The sequence below is a fragment of the Alcanivorax sp. REN37 genome (assembly GCF_041102775.1).
Taxonomy (GTDB): domain Bacteria; phylum Pseudomonadota; class Gammaproteobacteria; order Pseudomonadales; family Alcanivoracaceae; genus Isoalcanivorax; species Isoalcanivorax beigongshangi.
Genome location: NZ_JBGCUO010000001.1, coordinates 1,449,451 through 1,467,608 on the forward strand (window position 1 = coordinate 1,449,451; position 18,158 = coordinate 1,467,608).

General features: G+C 63.4%; 17 protein-coding genes. 11 read left to right on the forward strand and 6 right to left on the reverse strand.

Features of this window, described 5'->3' with window-relative positions; genetic code table 11:
* Positions 1-26 precede the first annotated feature (26 nt).
* From AB5I84_RS06490 to AB5I84_RS06500, 3 genes are all read right to left on the reverse strand, one after another.
* Positions 27-920: a carbon-nitrogen hydrolase gene (locus AB5I84_RS06490; RefSeq protein ID WP_369455043.1), complete on the reverse strand. Its 894-nt coding sequence runs from the start codon at positions 918-920 to the stop codon at positions 27-29.
* A gap of 15 nt (positions 921-935) precedes the next feature.
* Positions 936-1,958 carry an agmatine deiminase family protein gene (locus AB5I84_RS06495; RefSeq protein ID WP_369455044.1) on the reverse strand — a complete coding sequence of 341 codons (1,023 nt, stop codon included), beginning with the start codon at positions 1,956-1,958 and terminating at the stop codon, positions 936-938.
* 83 nt (positions 1,959-2,041) lie between these two features.
* Complete coding sequence (locus AB5I84_RS06500) at positions 2,042-2,482, reverse strand: hypothetical protein (protein WP_369455045.1); 441 nt, start codon at positions 2,480-2,482, stop codon at positions 2,042-2,044.
* A gap of 151 nt (positions 2,483-2,633) precedes the next feature.
* Between AB5I84_RS06500 and AB5I84_RS06505 the strand changes: the two genes are divergently transcribed.
* Both AB5I84_RS06505 and lolD read left to right on the forward strand, forming a co-directional pair.
* Positions 2,634-3,869: a lipoprotein-releasing ABC transporter permease subunit gene (locus AB5I84_RS06505; protein ID WP_369455046.1), complete on the forward strand. Its 1,236-nt coding sequence runs from the start codon at positions 2,634-2,636 to the stop codon at positions 3,867-3,869.
* Complete coding sequence (gene lolD, locus AB5I84_RS06510; RefSeq protein WP_369455047.1) at positions 3,862-4,554, forward strand: lipoprotein-releasing ABC transporter ATP-binding protein LolD; 693 nt, start codon at positions 3,862-3,864, stop codon at positions 4,552-4,554. Before AB5I84_RS06505 ends, lolD begins: the two co-directional genes overlap by 8 nt.
* Positions 4,555-4,597: 43 nt before the next feature.
* On the opposite strand, the gene AB5I84_RS06515 is transcribed toward lolD, so the two are convergent.
* Positions 4,598-5,146, reverse strand: coding sequence for a DUF2062 domain-containing protein (locus AB5I84_RS06515; RefSeq protein WP_369455048.1), 549 nt, complete (start codon positions 5,144-5,146; stop codon positions 4,598-4,600).
* A 158-nt stretch (positions 5,147-5,304) separates the two neighbouring features.
* On the opposite strand from AB5I84_RS06515, the gene AB5I84_RS06520 reads away from it, so the two are divergent.
* From AB5I84_RS06520 to murB, 8 genes are all read left to right on the forward strand, one after another.
* Complete coding sequence (locus tag AB5I84_RS06520; protein WP_369455049.1) at positions 5,305-7,524, forward strand: DNA internalization-related competence protein ComEC/Rec2; 2,220 nt, start codon at positions 5,305-5,307, stop codon at positions 7,522-7,524.
* Positions 7,525-7,587: 63 nt separating this feature from the next.
* Positions 7,588-8,217 carry a MotA/TolQ/ExbB proton channel family protein gene (locus tag AB5I84_RS06525; protein ID WP_439650189.1) on the forward strand — a complete coding sequence of 210 codons (630 nt, stop codon included), beginning with the start codon at positions 7,588-7,590 and terminating at the stop codon, positions 8,215-8,217.
* Complete coding sequence (locus AB5I84_RS06530; RefSeq protein ID WP_369455051.1) at positions 8,214-8,636, forward strand: ExbD/TolR family protein; 423 nt, start codon at positions 8,214-8,216, stop codon at positions 8,634-8,636. Before AB5I84_RS06525 ends, AB5I84_RS06530 begins: the two co-directional genes overlap by 4 nt.
* A gap of 9 nt (positions 8,637-8,645) precedes the next feature.
* Complete coding sequence (msbA, locus tag AB5I84_RS06535) at positions 8,646-10,385, forward strand: lipid A export permease/ATP-binding protein MsbA (protein WP_369455052.1); 1,740 nt, start codon at positions 8,646-8,648, stop codon at positions 10,383-10,385.
* A 2-nt stretch (positions 10,386-10,387) separates the two neighbouring features.
* Positions 10,388-11,383: a tetraacyldisaccharide 4'-kinase gene (gene lpxK, locus AB5I84_RS06540; RefSeq protein WP_369455053.1), complete on the forward strand. Its 996-nt coding sequence runs from the start codon at positions 10,388-10,390 to the stop codon at positions 11,381-11,383.
* A gap of 28 nt (positions 11,384-11,411) precedes the next feature.
* Entirely contained in the window at positions 11,412-12,182 is a 771-nt protein-coding gene (kdsB, locus tag AB5I84_RS06545) for a 3-deoxy-manno-octulosonate cytidylyltransferase (RefSeq protein WP_369455054.1), read from the forward strand.
* Entirely contained in the window at positions 12,179-12,682 is a 504-nt protein-coding gene (locus tag AB5I84_RS06550; RefSeq protein WP_369455055.1) for a low molecular weight protein-tyrosine-phosphatase, read from the forward strand. Before kdsB ends, AB5I84_RS06550 begins: the two co-directional genes overlap by 4 nt.
* The gene (gene murB, locus AB5I84_RS06555; protein ID WP_369455056.1) at positions 12,679-13,734 is read left to right on the forward strand and encodes a UDP-N-acetylmuramate dehydrogenase; all 1,056 of its coding nucleotides are present in this window, start codon (positions 12,679-12,681) and stop codon (positions 13,732-13,734) included. Before AB5I84_RS06550 ends, murB begins: the two co-directional genes overlap by 4 nt.
* Here murB and AB5I84_RS06560 read toward each other — a convergent pair.
* Together AB5I84_RS06560 and AB5I84_RS06565 are read right to left on the reverse strand one after the other, a co-directional pair.
* The gene (locus AB5I84_RS06560; protein WP_369455057.1) at positions 13,703-14,644 is read right to left on the reverse strand and encodes a DMT family transporter; all 942 of its coding nucleotides are present in this window, start codon (positions 14,642-14,644) and stop codon (positions 13,703-13,705) included. The genes murB and AB5I84_RS06560 overlap by 32 nt on opposite strands.
* Positions 14,645-15,362: 718 nt before the next feature.
* Positions 15,363-16,355 (reverse strand): AraC family transcriptional regulator, encoded by a 993-nt coding sequence (locus tag AB5I84_RS06565; protein ID WP_369455058.1) that lies wholly within the window; start codon positions 16,353-16,355, stop codon positions 15,363-15,365.
* Between the two features lie 135 nt (positions 16,356-16,490).
* On the opposite strand from AB5I84_RS06565, the gene AB5I84_RS06570 reads away from it, so the two are divergent.
* Positions 16,491-18,158, forward strand: a complete 1,668-nt coding sequence (locus AB5I84_RS06570; protein WP_369455059.1) for an acyl-CoA synthetase — start codon at positions 16,491-16,493, stop codon at positions 18,156-18,158.

The following is an 18,158-nucleotide window of genomic DNA, read 5'->3' on the forward strand; positions in this document are numbered from 1 at the left end:
CGTTTTTTGTTGCGCGGGCGCCATAGTCAGTCGCGGTAGCGCTTGGTCAAGTCGCCGTAGGCATCCACGCGGCGATCGCGCAGGTAAGGCCAAATGCGGCGCACATTCTCGCTGCGCTCCATGTCGATGTCCGCCAGCAGAACTTGTTCGGTGTCGGCATCGGCGAGGGCTAGGAATTCACCTTGCGGGCCGGCGATAAAGCTGTGGCCCCAGAACTGGATGCCCACATCGCCCTCTGGCGGCGCTTCGTAGCCGGTGCGGTTGGCAACGATGACCGGCACACCGTTAGCAATCGCATGGGCGCGCTGCACCGTGATCCAGGCGTCGCATTGGCGCTGCTTTTCGCCTTCATCATCACGGCGGTCCCAGCCGATGGCGGTGGGGTAGAGCAGCAACTCGGCGCCGGCCAGCGCCATCAGCCGCGCGGCTTCCGGGTACCACTGGTCCCAGCACACCAGCAGGCCTAGTTTGCCCACTGAGGTCTGGATCGGCGTGAAACCGCAGCGACCGTCGTTGAACTGGGCATCGCCAGGGGTGAAGTAGAACTTCTCGTAGAAGCCCGGATCGTCCGGGATGTGCATCTTGCGGTAACAGCCGACCAAGCTGCCGTCACGTTCCAGCACGACCGCGGTGTTGTGATAAAGGCCGGTGGCACGCTTTTCAAACAGGCTGCCGACAATCACTACCGACAGTTCAGCGGCCAGCTTGCCGAGCCAGTCGGTGGACGGGCCGGGGATGGTTTCCGCCAGGTCAAAGCAGTTCACGTCTTCGCTCTGACAGAAGTACAGGCTGTTGTGCAGCTCCTGCAGCATGATCAGTTCAGCGCCTTCAGCGGCAGCTTGTCGGATCAGCGTTTCGGAGCGCGCCTGGTTGGCACGGAGGTCGGCACTGTTGGCCTGCTGGATCACAGCAACACGCATGGTCAATCTCCTAGGTCAAACCGGCACCGAGCCGGTGGGCAGCTGCATGGTGACGCAGTGCAGGCTGCCGTGTTGGACGATTAGCGGCAGACAATGGATGCCAATCACGTCGTGGTTCGGGAACGCGGCATCCAGCTGTGCCAGCGCAGCGGCATCAGTGTCGCAGCCATAGGTGGGCACCAGTACCGCGCCATTGATGATGAGGAAGTTTGCGTAGGTGGCCGGCATGCGCGCGCCGTCGTCGTCGAACAGCGGCGGTGTCATCGGCAACGGTACCAACTTGAGCTGTTCGCGTGCGGCCAATTGTTCCAGCTCCTGCTCCATTGCACGCAGCTCGGTGTAATGCACATCGTCCCGGTCGGTGCACTGCACATAAGCAATGGTGCGCTCATCGCAGAAGCGGGCGAGGGTATCCACATGTGCGTCGGTGTCGTCACCTTCCAGATAGCCGTGCTCCAGCCACCAGATATTGCGCAGCCCGAACGCCTCTTTCAGTTGCGCTTCCACCGCCGCGCGGTCGAGTTGCGGGTTACGGTTCGGGTTGAGCAGGCAGTTGCTGGTAGTGAGCAGGTTGCCGCGGCCATCAGTGTCGATGGCGCCACCTTCCAGAATCAGATCGAAACGGCGCAGCGGCACATCCCAAGGCAATTGCTGGTTGAGAGCGTCGTCGGCGTCAGCGGCGAACTTTCCACCCCAACCGTTGAAGCGCCAGTCCTGCAGCGTCAGCGCACCATTCTCGGTGACCGCGATCGGGCCGAAGTCGCGCGCCCAGGTATCGTTGTAGGGGCGTTCCAGCAACTCCAGCCGGGCGAGCTCGGCGCCAGCTTGGGTGAGCAGAGTGCGGATATGGGCGCTGTGCTCTGCATCGCGGCAAATGACGCGCAGGTGCTGGCGCGCCAAGATGGCGCAGGCTAATGCCACATAGGTGGCTTCAGCGTCATCCAGCAAATCACACCAGTCGGTGTCCGCATGGGGCCATGCCAAAAGTACGCCCCACTGCGGGGTCCATTCGGGCAGCAGCACTCGCTCCAGCGCCATTGTCGATCCTCATCCAGGCCAGGGTTTTGCAGGCGGCAAGCATAAGGCAACAGGGCGCTGGCGCAAGGGCTGCGCCGCCGCCCTCAGCGGTCGAGCACAATGCGCCCCTTGGCGCCGTCAAAGCGCAGCGCTGGGTCGCTGTTTGGTGACGGAGGTGTGGCCTCGGCAGCGGCGTCAATCGTTGCGTCTTCGGCGGCATCGGTAACAGGCTCCGCCGCCACTTGCACCGCTGCGCGCACGGTGTGACCCGACTGGATCGCCAACTCACCGAGCGGCTGGTCATGGGGCACGGCGTGAAGGGTGTGCTGGTGCTCAAAGTAGACTGAGAACTCAGCGTAATCCCAGCGTGTGATCGGTGGCTGGCCGACCGCGGCATGGCGGGTCAGCGGCTCACCGAATTGCTGTGCCACCATGGCTTGGGTTTGGCCGCGCACAGGCAGTTCCAGGGCGTGGGCGGCAGCGGCGGTGGCCAGGACGGCGATTGGAAGCAGGCGCGCCAAGCGGCGCCAAGACAAAGATGACATGAGCAAATCCCCCGATGTTGCTGCAGTTATAGTTGGGTGCGGATGGTAGAAATCCCCGACAGCGGATTCAATCATGACACTGAACCCTGTGCCTGGGCCGTGGTCACAAAGGCCTAGCTCCCGATCCGAGATTGATGCTTAAATGCGCGCCATGTTCAGACCTCTTTCCCTCTTTATAGGTGTGCGGTACACCGGCGCCCGGTCCCGCAACAGCTTCATTTCCGTCATTACCCTGATTTCCGCGCTGGGCCTGATGTTGGGCGTGGCAGTGCTGATCACGGTGTTGTCAGTCATGAACGGCTTCGAGCGCGAATTGCAGACCCGCATCCTCGGCATGGTGACCCACCTGTCGGTGCACGGGCGCGAGCCGGTGGACGACTGGCAGGCGCTGGCCGACCGGGTGCAGCAACAGCCCGGCGTGCTAGGCGTGGCCCCGTTCGTGGAATTGCAGGGCATGCTCACCCATCGCGGCGCGGTGACCGGGGTGATGGTCAACGGCGTGGATCCGCAAGCGGAGCGCAATGTGTCGATCGTCGGCGACTACATTTGGGAAGGGGACTTCGACAGTCTCACCCCCGGCAGCTTCAATCTGGTGCTCGGTTATGGCCTGGCGCGTAAGCTCGGTGCCGAGGTGGGGAGTCAGGTGATTTTGGTATTGCCGGAGGCGACCGTATCGCCGGCGGGTGTCACACCCCGCTTCAAACGCTTTACGGTGAGCGGCATCTTCCGAGTACGGGCTGAGGTGGACAGCATGTTCGCCTACGTCAATGTGGACGATGGCGCGCGTCTGGCCCGCATGGCCGGGCGGGTGGAAGGGCTCCGCTTGCGGCTCGATGACCTGTTCAGCGCGCCGCGCACCTCACAGCAGTTGCTCGACCGTATCGGCGCTGGTTACTACACCACCGATTGGACCCGTACCCACGGCAGCCTGTTCCAAGCCATCCGCATGGAAAAGACCATGATGGGGCTGTTGCTGTCGTTCATCGTGGCGGTGGCAGCGTTCAATATTGTGTCCAGTCAGGTGATGCTGGTCACCGAAAAGCGCGCCAATATTGCCGTGCTGCGCACCCTGGGTGCGTCGCCGGGCACCATCATGCGCATCTTCATGGTGCAAGGGATGCTGATCGGCGCTATCGGTACCGCGGTGGGCGTACTGCTCGGGGTATTGCTGTCGCTGAATATTTCCGACATTGGCCACTTCATCGAACGGGTGTTGAACCGTGACCTGCTGCAGGCCTACTTCGTCAATTACCTGCCGTCTGCGTTGCAGTGGCGTGATGTGGCGATGATTGCCGCCATGGCGATGCTGATCAGTTTCAGCGCCACGCTGTACCCGTCGTTCCGGGCCAGCCGTGTGCAGCCGGCGGAGGCACTGCGCTATGAATAATGATGTGCCAGTATTGCACGCCCGCGGGCTGACCAAAGTGTATGAGGACGGGGCCGCTCGCGTTGAAGTGCTGCGCGGCATCGATCTGACGCTGGCCCGGGGGCGGACGCTATCGATTGTCGGTACCTCTGGTTCCGGCAAGAGCACGTTGCTGAACCTGCTCGGTGGCCTTGATGTGCCCAGCAGCGGTGAGGTCGCTGTGAGCGGTGTGCCGTTGTCGTCCGCCAGCGAGAGTCAGCGCGGCAAGCTGCGCAATGCCAAGTTAGGCTTTGTTTATCAGTTCCACCATTTGCTGCCGGAGTTCACCGCGCTTGAAAACGTGGCGATGCCGCTGCTGATCCGTAACACCCATCCCCGCGATGCCACGGAGCGTGCAACCACCATGCTGGAGGCGGTGGGGCTGGGGCATCGGCTGACCCACAAGCCGGCTGCCTTGAGCGGTGGCGAACGTCAGCGGGTGGCGATTGCCCGGGCCTTGGTGACGGAACCGGCGCTGGTGATGGCTGATGAGCCCACCGGTAACCTCGACGAGCGCACCGGCGCTCAAGTGCAGGAACTGATGCTGTCGCTCAACCAGCGCCTCGGCATTGCCTTGTTGATTGTGACTCACGACCTGCGTTTCGCTGATGTGTGCCAGCAACAGTTGGAACTGCATGACGGGCAGCTGCGTTCACGCGGTGCCTAGATGAGGACAGAGCATAAAAAAAGCGGGCTGAGGCCCGCTTTTTTTATGCTGGTGAATCCGGGTCCGACCCAGCGTTCTTGGCCGCTTTGCGGGCGCGGCGGAGTTCACGACGGCGCTGCAGGGCACGCACGATGGAGTAGCGCCACAACAACCGCGTAATCAGCATCCCCGCCAATCCGAATACCAAACCGCACAACACCGAGCCGAACCACAACGGCACCATCTGTTCTGCCAGCCAGGTGAAGGTCACCGGGCTGGGCGGTGACACCGGCGTTCCCAGCAGCGTCGCTCCGACCCGATAGGTGAAATAGAACACCGGCACGTAAGTAAACGGGTTGGTGAGCCAGACAATCACCAGCGTCAGCGGCAAGTTGCAGCGGAAATACACCGACAGCAGCAATGCCGGCAGCATCTGGAATGGCATTGGCAGCAAGGCACAGAAAATACCGATGAACATGGCGCCGGACAGCGCACGACGGTTTACGTGCCACAGATGGGGATTGCCCAGGATCTCGGCGAAGGCGCCCAACCCCTTGGTTTGGCGGATCTTTTCCGGTGACGGCAAATACTTTTTGAAAAGTCTTTTGGGCATCGGTAAGGCGGGCACACGACGGAAAACGAGAGCGCATTATGCGCGATATGCGTGACAGTGCTACCTCGGTCCGCCTTCGCTTACGGTTTCTTCAGCCATGGCCCGATGACGCGCCACCCCGTCAGCCGCGACCCTGAACTGTGCGCAAGGAGGCGGCAATGGCGGTATGGAGCCTGGTGGCGGGGCTACTGTGCGGTGCTTGGCTTGGTGGGCCCGGCCATTGGTCTTGGCAGTTATCGACGGCGGCCGGGGCGGTAACGGTGTGGCTGCTGTGGCGGCGTCAAGGGTGGTTGCTGGCAGCAATCGTAGCGGGCCTGTGCTGGTCGGCGCTGGATTGGCACCACTATCTGCAGGCGCGCTGGCCGCCACAGCAGGACGGGGCGGTGGTGGCGGTGAGTGGCACCATTGCGCTGTGGCCAGAGCATCTGCCCGGCACGCCACCGGTGACTCGGCTGGTGTTGGAGCAGGCGCGCTCCTCGGCGTGGCGGGGTACCCGGCGACTACAGCTGACGTCCTACCAACCCCTAGAGCTGGTGGGCGGTGAGCTGCTGCATGGCAGCGTCCGGTTGCGCTCACCGCGTGGGCGCGTCAATGCCGGCAGCCGCGATAGCGCTCAGCTGGATGCCGCGCGCAACATCCATGCGCGTGGCACCTTGCTGACGGTGACGGCAGTGGAGCCTGGTAAACACCTTGCTGCCCGAGCGCAGTTGGCAGCCCAACTCAGGCAGCGCTCCGGCATTAGTTTCGGTGAGCGTATCTTGCCGGCGTTAGTGGTGGCAGATCGCCGCGCGCTGACCGAGGCCGACTGGTTGTTGATGCAGCGCACCGGCACCGCCCATCTGCTCGCGATCTCCGGGCTGCATGTGGGCTGGATTGCCGGTGCGGTGTGGTGGCTGGCACGGCGCTTGGCCAGTGTACGCGCTGGCCGGGGAGAACTGGCTCAGCACTGGGCGGTGTGGCCAGCGGCATTAGCAGCGTGGATGTATGCCGATTTGGCCGGCTATGCGGTGCCGGTGACCCGTGCCGTATTGATGGGGATGGCGCTGTGGGGCACCCAGCTACTGCGGCTGCGCGCGTCGTCGTGGCAGGTGCTCGGCGGCGCAGCGGCGTTGGTGCTGCTGTGGCATCCGCGCGCCGGCCTTGAATATGGCTTCTGGTTGTCGTTCGGCGCAGTGGCGTTGCTGCTGCAAAGCCACGCGCTGGGGGTGCGGCGGTTGGTGGCGCTGCAATGGCAGTTGTCTTGGGGCGTAGGTGCGCTGGCGGCATGGCTGTTCGCCGAATGGGGGTTGGTCGCGCCGTTGGCGAATTTGGTGGCAGTGCCGGTGTTCACCATGTTGGTGGTGCCCTTGGCCTTGCTGGGCAGCCTGGTGCCCGGGGCGGAGTCGCTGCTGGGGGCGGCAGCCGGGGTGTTGGATTTACTTGAGTGGCTGCTGCAGGGGCTCGACCGCGCCAACGTGCTGCTGCCGGCACCAGTGCGGGCATCGCAGCTGCTGGCACTGATAGCGGCAGGGTTGGTGCTGTGGGCACCGCCCGGCCCAGTGGCGCGTTACTGGTCGCTGTGCTTGTTACTGCCTTGGTGGTGGCCAGCGCTGTCGCGCCCGGCACCGGGAGACTTCGACTTGATCGTGTTTGATGTGGGGCAGGGGCAAGCGGTGGCAATCCGCACCGCCTCGGGCGCGGTGCTCTACGATGCCGGACCGGGTGGGCCGTGGGGCAGTCTGGGTGCGCAAGTGGTGGCGCCCTGGCTGCGACAACAGCGCTTGTCGCTGACCGCCGCTTGGATCAGCCACGCCGATTTGGATCATGCCGGTGGCTGGCCGGCGCTGGCGCCGCGGCTGCACGGGCCACTGTGGGGCGGCAACCCGGAACAGCTGCCTGGCAGTCGGCGGTGCGAGGCAGGGCAACGTTGGCAACAAGATGGTGTTCGCTTTGAGGTGTTCTGGCCACCGCCGGGTTGGCTTCCCGATAGCACCAACAGTGCCAGCTGTGTGGTACGCGTGCGTGGTCGTCATGGCGATGCTTGGCTTACCGGCGATATCCCCAAACCAGTGGAGTACCAGTTGGCGGCGCTGCTTGCATCACACACTCGGTCGGTATTTTCGGTACTTCTGGTGCCGCATCACGGCAGTACCACCAGCTCCAGCTATACACTGCTGCGGGCGCTGGCGCCGCAGGCTGCGGTGGTCAGCGCCGGTCATCGCAACCGCTATGGCCATCCGGCTGCGAAGGTGCAACAACGCTACCATCAGCTGGGCATACCGCTGTGGAATACCGCCGACCACGGCATGATTGAGTTTCGATTACGCGGCTCCCATAATCCGGCGCCATTGCTGTGGCGGTCGCTGTCCGCCCCGCCGTGGCGCCTGCCGGAGTCGTGATCGTCTCTGCATGTCGGGATGCGACCGGGTTGCCACGGCAGCGCACACGCATGACAAAGGGGGATGCACGTGCTGGAGATCGTCATTGCCGGGGGCTGGATGATGGCCCCCATTCTGTTGTCCATGGCGCTGGCCATGGCCATTGTCGGGGAACGGTTCTGGAGTTTGCGGCCGGGCCAGTTGGCACCGGCTGGCTTACTTGGGGAAGTACAGGCCAGCTGGCGACCGGAGTCCGGTGCTCAGTACCTGCAGGCACTGCGCAGCAACTCGGCCCTCGGCCGGGTATTGGCGGCAGCGCTGGCGTCGCCGCAGGCGGACCGTCAGCAGCGCAAGGAACGCATGGAGGAGGCCGCCAGCCAAGAAATCCATGACATGGAAAAATTCCTCAACGTGCTCGGTACTGTGGCTAACATTGCGCCCTTGCTTGGTTTGCTGGGCACCGTGTTCGGCATGATCGCGGTGTTTTCTGCGATCATGCTCCACGGTAGCGGTGACACCGGGCAACTGGCTGGTGGCATTTCTGAAGCGCTGATCACTACCGCTGCTGGCCTGATCGTGGCAATTCCGGCGATGTTCTTCTACCGCTTCTTTCTACGCCGAGTGGATGAAATTGCGGTGCGCATGGAGCAGAATGCCGTCGCGCTGCTGGATTGGCTTGATCGCTCCGGGCCGGAGCACGGGGCCGCATCATGAGGTTCCGCCGCCAACGGGCGGACGAGGTGTCGATCAACTTGACGCCTTTGATCGACGTGGTGTTTCTGCTGTTGATCTTTTTCATGGTGGCCACCACCTTCACCCGCGAAACACGGCTCGGCGTGATCCTGCCGGAAGCCGATGGCCAAGCTGCTACGGCGGACGTGGAGGGCATTGAAGTGGTGGTGACCGCCAATGGCCAGTACCGGCTTGACGGCGAAACCTTGCCACAATCGGACCGTGGTGCCCTGCGTAACGCACTGGCGCGCCATGTGCAGGAGGGCGCGGTGCCGCCGGCGCTGACGCTCACCGCGGACGCCGAAGCCAGCCACCAAGCGGTAGTGTGGGTGATGGATGTGGCCGGCCAGCTCGGCTTCACACGCCTGCGCATCACCACTCAGGAACCATCCGGGGAGTAACCCAGATCAATGAGCGATTCACAGGACACCACCTGGCAGACCTATAAACGGCTGCTGCAGTACACCCGTCGGCATTGGTGGATCATGCTCGGCAGTGTGGTCGGCTACGCGCTCTATTCCGCCATGAACCCGTTGATGGCGGAAATGATGCGTGTGATCACCGAGACCATCAGCAATCCGACGCCGGTGATGGTGTTGGTGATCTGTGTCGCGCCCGTGTGCTTCACGGTGATCCAAGGCATTGGCCAGTTCCTCGGCAACTACTGCCTCACTTGGGTGGGGCAGCGCATTGTCTACGACCTGCGCAACGAAACCTTCCAGCATGTGCTGCGGCTGCCCACCCGCGACTTCCAGAAGTCCTCATCTGGCCACTTATTGTCGAAGATCACCTATGACGCGCAACAGGTCACGGCGGCTGCCACAGATGCGGTGACCGTGATCCTGCGTGAAGGGCTGACGGTGGTCGGGCTACTGGCGTACTTGTTCTACAGCAACTGGAAGTTGACGCTGATCCTGTTCACCGTCGGGCCCATCATTGGGTTGCTGGTGAACTACATGAGCCGGCGGTTCCGTGCCATCAGCCGCCGCATCCAGACCAGCATGGGCAGTATCACTCAGTTCCTTAGCGAAGCCATCGAAGGCAACCAGGCGGTGAAGATTTTCTCCGGCCAAAAGCTGGAAGAAGAGCGCTTCGAGTACGCCAGTCGCCGGTTCCAGAAGCAGCACGTGAAGCTGGAAGTGAGCAAGGTCACCAGCACCGTCACCGTGCAGTTCGTGGTGTCGATGGGCATTGGCGTCATCACTTATCTCTACATCCGCGTTATGGGTGAGGCCATTTCGGTGGGTGAATTCCTCGCCTTCATCGCGGCGGTCGCCTTGATTCAGAAACCGATCAAGCAGCTCACTGACGTCAATGCCAAGATTCAGCGCGGCGTCACCGGTGCGGCGTCCACCTTTGAGCTGATGGACCGCCCGCTAGAGCCGGATACCGGCACGCGGCCGCTGGAACGTGCCCAAGGCGCGCTGGAATTTCGCAACGTCACCTTCGGCTACAGCCCGGATGCGCCGGTGGTGCAGGACCTGTCGTTTACCGTCAAACCCGGTGAAACCGTGGCGCTGGTCGGGCGTTCCGGGGCCGGCAAGAGCACCATCGCCACCTTGATCCCACGTTTCTATGACCCCGACCAGGGCGAGATCTTGCTGGATGGTCAGCCGCTCACTGACTACCGATTGCAGGACTTGCGCCGCCAGATTGCGATGGTCACGCAGAAGGTGGTGTTGTTTAACGACAACGTGCGCAACAACATTGCCTACGGCGAGCTGCGCGGCATCAGTGACGAGCAGATCATCGCTGCCGCCCGTGACGCCTATGCCTGGAACTTCATTGAAGAACTGGAGCAAGGGCTTGATACCCAGATCGGACAGGATGGCACCCAGCTTTCTGGCGGTCAGCGCCAGCGCTTGGCGATTGCTCGCGCGCTGCTCAAAGATGCGCCGCTGCTAATTATGGACGAGGCCACCTCGGCGCTGGACAACGAGTCCGAGCACTACATCCAGCAGGCGCTGGAGCAGGTGATGGCCAACCGCACCACGCTGGTAATCGCGCATCGGTTGTCCACTATTGAAAAAGCCGACCGCATCCTGGTACTGGATCAAGGTCGCTTGGTGGAAAGCGGCACCCACGACGAGCTGCTGGCCCGTGGCGGCCTCTACAGCCAATTGCACAGCATGAACTTCGCAGGCTCCTGACGGTGAAAGCGCGTCTGTCCCGGTATCTTGATGCGGTCTGGTACCAAGGCCGTCCGGGGCTGACCTGGCTGCGTCCGCTGTCGTGGCTCACCGCCAAGGTGGCCGCGCGGCGGCTAAGACGCTTCCGCGTCGCCGCCCAGCGCCCGCCGCTACCAGTGCTGGTGGTGGGCAACGTTACAGTCGGTGGCACCGGCAAGACACCTATGGTCACCGCCTTGTGCGCGGAAGCCGCCGCCCGGCAACTAAAAGTAGTGATCATTTCCCGTGGCTACGGCGCCCAGCCGCCGGCGTGGCCGTGGATCGTAACATCAGAGCAGGATGCTGCTGCCTGCGGCGATGAGCCGTTGATGTTGGCACAGCTCACCGGCGTGCCGGTGATCATTGACCCGCAGCGCGCCCGCGCATTGGCGGCGGCGCAGGCGCTACAGCCGGATCTGGTGATCAGCGACGACGGCCTGCAGCACTATGCGTTGCCGCGCAGTGCCGAGCTGGTAATGCTGGACGGCGCCCGTGGACTCGGTAACGGGCGCTGCCTGCCGTGCGGGCCGCTGCGCGAGCCGGCCACACGCCTACAGCAGGTTGACTGGATTGTCAGCAACGGGCCGTTACGGCAGCCGCTAGCGCTGCCGGTGCAGACTTTAGCGCTCGAATTTTCTGGATTCCGCCATAGCAGCACGGGTGAGTGCTTGTCGCCGACGGAGTTTGCCGCCCGGCATCCCCGTGTACATGCGGTGGCGGGTATCGGCAATCCGCAGCGCTTTTTCAGTCAGCTGCGCACGCTGGGACTGGACGTCCTAGAACACCCCTTTGCCGACCATCACCAGTACCGCGCCGAGGACTTGCCGCGGGAACCGGCGTTGCCGTGCGTGGTCACGGAAAAAGACGCGGTTAAATTGGCGGCGATAGCGGAAGTGTGGGTAGCGCCGGTGATCGCGCGCCTACCGCAGGGCCTCGCCGGCATCATCATCGACACCACGCTGGCCCGTGCGGCCGGCTGATTTCCACCCCTGAACAGTGAGCACTGCGATGAGTTTCAAGGTCGTGATTCCCGCCCGTTTCAGCGCCAGCCGGCTGCCCGGCAAGCCGTTGGCCGACATCGGCGGGCTGCCGATGGTGGAACGCGTGCGGCGCCAATGTTTGCTCAGTGGCGCTGATGAAGTGTGGGTGGCCACCGATGACCAGCGCATCTATGACGTAGTCGCCGCTGCGGGTGGCCAGGTGCTGATGACCCGTGGCGATCATCCATCCGGCACCGACCGGCTGCAGGAAGTGGCGCAGCTGCTGGGCTGCGGCGACCAAGACATCCTCGTTAACGTGCAGGGCGATGAACCGCTGATTCCGCCGGCGGTGATCGACCAAGTGGCCGGCAACTTGGCCGCCCACGAAGGATTTGGTATTGCCACGCTGTGTGAGCCGATCGAACGTCGCGCTGATCTGTTCAATGCCAACATCGTCAAGACGGTGTTCGACGTGCACGGGCGCGCGCTGTATTTCAGCCGTGCGCCGATCGCTTGGGATCGCAGTGAATTCGGCACCCCGGCGGCGGCCGATGCGCCGCTCAAAACAGGCCAGTGGTGGCGTCACATTGGCATTTATGCCTATCGTGTCAGCCTGCTTAATCGTTATGTCGACTGGCCGCCGGCGCCGCTGGAGCAACTGGAATCGCTGGAACAACTGCGTGCCATGTATCACGGCGTGCCGATCCATGTGGCTCCGGCCTGCGCTGAAGTACCTGGCGGCGTCGACACCCCCGAGGACCTGGCACGTATGCGTGCCCTGATTGGAGACAAGCCATGACGGTATCGGTGTTGTTTGTATGCCTGGGGAATATCTGTCGCTCACCCACCGCTGATGGCGTATTGCGCCAACGTATCGCGGAAGCCGGGTGGGCCGATGTGGTGCGCGTGGACAGTGCCGGAACCGGCGACTGGCATCTGGGTAAAGGCCCGGATCCGCGTTCTACCGCTGCCGCCCGCGAACGCGGCTATGACCTCAGCAGCCTGCGTGCGCGTCAAGTCAGTGCCGAGGATTTCGCCGCGTTTGATTACGTGCTGGCGATGGACCGCAGCAACCTGGATGCCTTGCGCGCCATGTGTCCGGCCCAGTACACCGGCCACTTGAGTCTGTTCCTCGATTTTCACCCGCGCCGCGGTGCGGACGGCATTCCGGAAGAGGTGCCGGATCCTTACTACGGCGACGAGCACGGTTTCCCGCAGGTGCTGGACTTGGTCGAGGCCGCTTGCGACGGGCTGCTGGCTCATCTGGCCGACCGCTACCGGTTGCCCGCGCGTCCATGAAGGTCACCGCCGACCACGATCTGACCGCACACAACACCTTGCGCTTGCCGGCGCGCGCGCAGTGGTGGGCGCAGCCGGCGTCAGTGGCGGCGCTGCAAGCGCTGGTGCAGGACCCAGCATGGCAGGGACTGCCGCGCACCGTCATCGGTGGTGGCAGCAATTTGGTGCTTGAAGGCACGCTGCCGGGGTTGGTGATCCAACCGCAACTGCGCGGTATCAGGGTGGAGCAGGACGACGGCAGCGGCCTGCATGTGACGGTGGGCGCCGGTGAGGACTGGGACCACTTAGTGGCCTATACCGTCGCTCAGGGCTGGTCCGGCTTGGAAAATCTGTCACTGATTCCTGGCACTGTGGGTGCCGCGCCGGTGCAGAACATTGGCGCCTATGGCGTGGAATTGTGCGAGCGGCTGGTGTCGTTGGAGGCAGTGGATCTGCGCACCGGCACGCTGCAGTCGTTCGACAACGCTGCGTGCCATTTCGGTTACCGCGACAGCTACTTCAAGCGTGAAGCGCCGGGGCGGTTCGCTATCGTCAGTGTGCGTCTGGCGCTGCGGCGGCAGGCGGAACCGGTGCTGCACTATGCCGATCTGGCCGCCCGCTTTGCCGCCTTGCCGAGCGCTCAGCAGAACGCCGCCGGCGTGCGCGAACTGGTGTGCGCATTGCGCCGCAGTAAGCTGCCAGACCCGGCGCAGCTGCCCAATGCTGGCAGTTTCTTCAAGAATCCGTTGGTCAGTGCGGCACGCTTTGATGCCTTGCAAGCCGAATACCCGGGTGTTCCCGGTCACCGCCAGGCCGACGGCAGCGTTAAGCTGGCGGCAGGCTGGTTGATCGAACAGGCCGGGTGGAAAGGGCGCGCGCTGGGTGCGGTGGGCATGCATGACCGCCAAGCGTTGGTGCTGGTGAACCATGGCGGCGCGGATGGCGCGGCGGTGCGCCGGTTGGCAGCACAGGTGGCCGCCGATGTAATGGCCCGTTTCGGCGTGGGGCTGGAGCAAGAGCCGATCGCGTTGGGGCAGGTGCTCAGCCCAGATGCTGTTTCAACACCCGCCTGATCAGCTGCCAGCGGTTGATCAACAGTGATGCGAAAATCAGGCTGCAGCCGAGTATCTGGGCGCCATTCAGATACTCGCTGAACCAATAGGCGGCAAACAGCGTCACCCACAACGGCTCGAGGATCAGAATCACCGCGCCGTTGCTCTGCGCCGCCATGCTTTGCGACACCGTTTGCAGCAGAAAACGCGCGGCGGTGGCAATCACCACGCTGGCGACAATCCAGCCGAACAGCGCCAGCGACATAGTGTCGAGCGTCGGTTGCCAGCGCTCGCCGTACAGCACCGACAGCAACGTGGTGCACACCCCCACCATCGCCAGCGCAATGGCGGTCAAGCCGATCACCGGCACCCGTGCGGCACCGGCCCGCCCATCGCGGCGTGGCCGACTGTCTTGGCTGGCGGCGCGGGTGTTGAGGTTAAAGAACACCGCAAAGCACGCTGCTGAAGCCAGGTAATACAGCTGTCCACCGGACAGGCGCACACCGTTGGCAAACGCCAAGAACGCCAGCCCAGTAATGGCCACCGGAATAGCCACCCAAGTGCTGGTTGGCACCGTTTCCCGGAACACCGTGCGCGCGATCACCGGCACCATCACCACCGACAGGCTGGCAATGAAGGCCCCTTCCGCCAATGGCGTACCGGAACGCAGGCCCAATACCCACAACGTCATGCCGATGCCGAATACCGCGCCGACGCCGAGACTGCGGCTGAACTGGCCGGCACTCATGCGCCGCAACTGACGCCAACCCACCAGCGCCAACAGTAAGCTGGCGGTGAAGAAGCGGATCGACATGAACATTAGCGCGGGCATGTCTGTCACCGCCTCGCGGGAGAAGATCCAGCCGAGGGCGGCGCACAGCGTCACCAGCACCATGATCAGGTCGGCTTGAGCGGAGCGGGAAAGAGGCAAGAGACACATCCTGGCTGGCGGGGAAGGAAGCTTGACCGAGCGGTCTTGACGGCTTGCCATGCTAGCACAGCGCCTGCTGAAAACGACCCCGGTAGCTATCGGCACAGTGCGTCGACGAGGGGCTCGGGAAATGGGAGGGGTGCATTTGAACAGCTGAAGCGGTTGGCGCTCGCGCCATGGAACGGTTGGACATAAAAACCGTGAACGATCAGGTGGTTGGGTTTCCCAGACAGTTCTTGCAGTGCGACGGCTAGAGGGCTGCGGCAGGCGCCACGGCTGGATAAAACCGGCACCGCGAGCTACTTGAGCCGCTGTGCGGCGGGCAGCCGGCAGGGCGTGGTGGTTTTGGTTTCCAACAAGGCGGACGGCGGCCTGCTCTTGCCTGCACTGCATTTGGGTGTGCTGAGCTGATCTCAGGGAAGGCGTGAAAGAAGTGGTCTGAACATCGGCAGAATATTGTTGTGGACGTTCTTTATAGTGCGGGACGGGCCGTGAGCCGGCCACGAAACCTGTGCGCCCGGATGGCCGAGGAACGGCGGCAGCGGAGGAGGGCGCTCCACCATGTTGTTAGGGTGTCCTTACCGGCTTGCTGGGCTAAGAGGTTCCGGCTCTTCGACTCATCGGCCCATCGCACCACACTACTAACCCTCTAACCCTCTAACCCTCTAATCCGCAGCCCACGTCGCCTTTTCAAGCACGGCTGCCAAGCCCGCGCACCTCAGGGCCCGGACAGGCGGCGCCGGTACACCGCCGGGGTAGTGCCGTTGGCCTTCAGGAACGCGCGGTAGAACGCACTGGGCTCGTCGTAACCGAGCCGGGTGGCAATCTCCGCCACACTCAGATCAGTGGTTTGCAGTAGCTGCTGGGCTTGCGCCAGCCGTAGCCCGGCGCGGATGGCGGCGTAGCCTTGGCCCTCACTGCGCAGCCGTCGGCGCAGGGTGGTGGGAGACAACTCCAAATCCTGCGCCAGCTGCTCGAACGACGGCCAAGCATCGGGGCTGACACGTCGCAGACGCTCACGGATCTGCAGCGACAGCACTTGGTCGTGGCGGTAGCCAAGCAGGATATTGGCTGGCGCCCCGCGCAGGAAGCCCGCCAGTGCTTTGTCACTGCGGATGGTCGGCAACGCCAGATGGTTGGCGGCGAAGCGCAGGCAGCTGCGCGGCTGGTCGAAATGTACCGGAGCGCCAAAGAACTGGTGGTAGTCGCGGCGGTTGGCCGGTGCCGGGCAGGCGAAGTCCACCCGCGTCAGCGGAATCCGCCGGCCGATCAACCAGCACAAGACGCCGAGCAAGATCAGCCAGTAGGTGCGGTAAGCAAAGGCGCTGTGCGGCTGGCCGCGGTCGTGCAACAGAATCTCCGCCTGGCCGTCGCGCAGCCGCAACTCGCCAGCTGGGCTATCGAGCACGACTGTGAGAAACCGCAGTGCCCGCTGTAATGCCCGCTCCAGATTGTCGGTGTGCAGCACCACTTGGCACAGCAGTTTGAAACTGCCGGGCCGCATCGGCCGTGCCGCTTCCCCAAAGAATTCATCATCAATCTGCTGCGCAATCGCCAACCACAGGCGGCCGTATTGGAGGTGGGTGACCGGCGTCTCCAGCGCCGGATCGATGCCCGCCTGACGCAGTACCGGCGCCGGGTCGAAACCCTGTCGATGCAGGCATTGCAGCGCATCTTCGACAAATCCGGGCGTGATGGTCGGGCGCTCCATAATGGGCCTCTATGGCAAAAACAGCCGTCGATTTTGGCGTTCGATGGCATTGTTTGCAATGTTGCCGGCGCTACCCTAATCGTCGATGCCAATCAGAAACGCCGCAGTGCCGGCGACGATTAAGGAGAACAAGGCATGACTGACAACCCGCGCTCGGTGGCGCGCCCGAGCTATGAGCAGTTCCTGTCCGGCTTCCGCATGGCGGATCTGCTGTCCCGCTTGCAGGGCGATCTCACCACCGGGCTGAACGCCTGCGTGGAATGTTGCGACCGCCATTGCGGCAGCAACAAGGTGGCGCTGCAGTGCGTCGCCGAAGACGAAACCCTCACCGAATACACCTTTGAGCAACTGCGCGAGCTGTCCGCGCGCGCCGCCAACGTGTTCCGCCAGTGCGGTGTCGGCCCCGGCGATGTGGTGGCGGGGTTGCTGCCGCGGCGTCTGGAGTTGGTGGTCACGGTACTCGGGGCTTGGCGTTTGGGTGCGGTATATCAGCCGCTGTTCACCGCCTTCGGTCCGAAGGCCATCGAGTACCGGTTGCAGACCAGCGGCGCCAAGCTGGTGGTCACCAATGTGGCGCAGCGCAGCAAGCTGGACGAGATTGCCGACTGCCCAGTGGTGGTCACTGTCGGCGGTGCTGGCGACCCGCAGCACCCCGACGATGTGGATTTCGAGACGGCGTTAGCGGCCGCGTCTGATCAGTGCGAGCCGGTACTACGTCGCGGCACCGACCTGTTCATGATGATGTCCACCTCTGGCACCACTGGGTTGCCAAAGGGCGTGCCGGTGCCACTGCGGGCGTTGTTGGCGTTCGACACCTACATGCGGCTGGCGGTGGACCTGCGCCCAGACGATGTATTTTGGAATCTGGCTGATCCGGGCTGGGCTTACGGCCTGTACTACGCCGTCACCGGGCCGCTGTTCCAAGGCCACGCCACGCTGTTCTTCGAGGGCGGTTTTAACGCTGACACCACCTGCCGTGTGATCCGCAAACTCGGAGTCACCAGCTTGGCCGGCTCGCCCACGGCCTACCGCTTGCTGATGGCTGCTGGCCCCGAGGTGGCGCAGCAACTGCGCGGCCAGTTGCGCTTGGTCAGCTCCGCCGGTGAGCCGCTGAACCCGGAGATTATTCGTTGGTTCGACGAGCAGCTGGATGTGCCGATCTATGACCATTACGGCCAAACCGAAATGGGCATGTGCGTCAACAATCACCACGGCCTGATGCATCCGTTCCATCCTGGCTCTGCCGGCTTGGCAATGCCCGGTTACCGGGTGGCGGTGCTCGATGAGCAGGGCAACGAACTCGGCGCCAACCAGCCCGGCGTGCTCGCCATCGACATGAACAACTCGCCACTGATGTGGTTCCACGGCTACTTGAATCAGGGCGACGACATCCTGGCCGACGGTTACTACCGTACCGGCGACAGCGTGGAGCTAGAGCCGGACGGCTCGGTCAGCTTCATCGGCCGCGCCGATGATGTCATTACCTCATCGGGCTACCGCATTGGTCCGTTCGATGTGGAAAGCGCGCTGCTGGAACATCCGGCGGTGATTGAGGCGGCGGTGGTGGGAGTACCCGATCCGGAGCGCACCGAGGTGGTGAAAGCCTTTGTGGTGCTGGCGGCAGGCACTGAGGGCGACGACACGCTAGCAGAAACTCTGCGTCAGCATGTCAAAAAACGGCTGTCCGCCCACGCCTATCCGCGTCTGGTGGAATTCGTCAGTGAACTGCCGAAAACACCCAGCGGCAAGATTCAGCGTTTCATCCTCCGCCAAGCGGAAATCAACAAACAAAGCGGGAAGTGA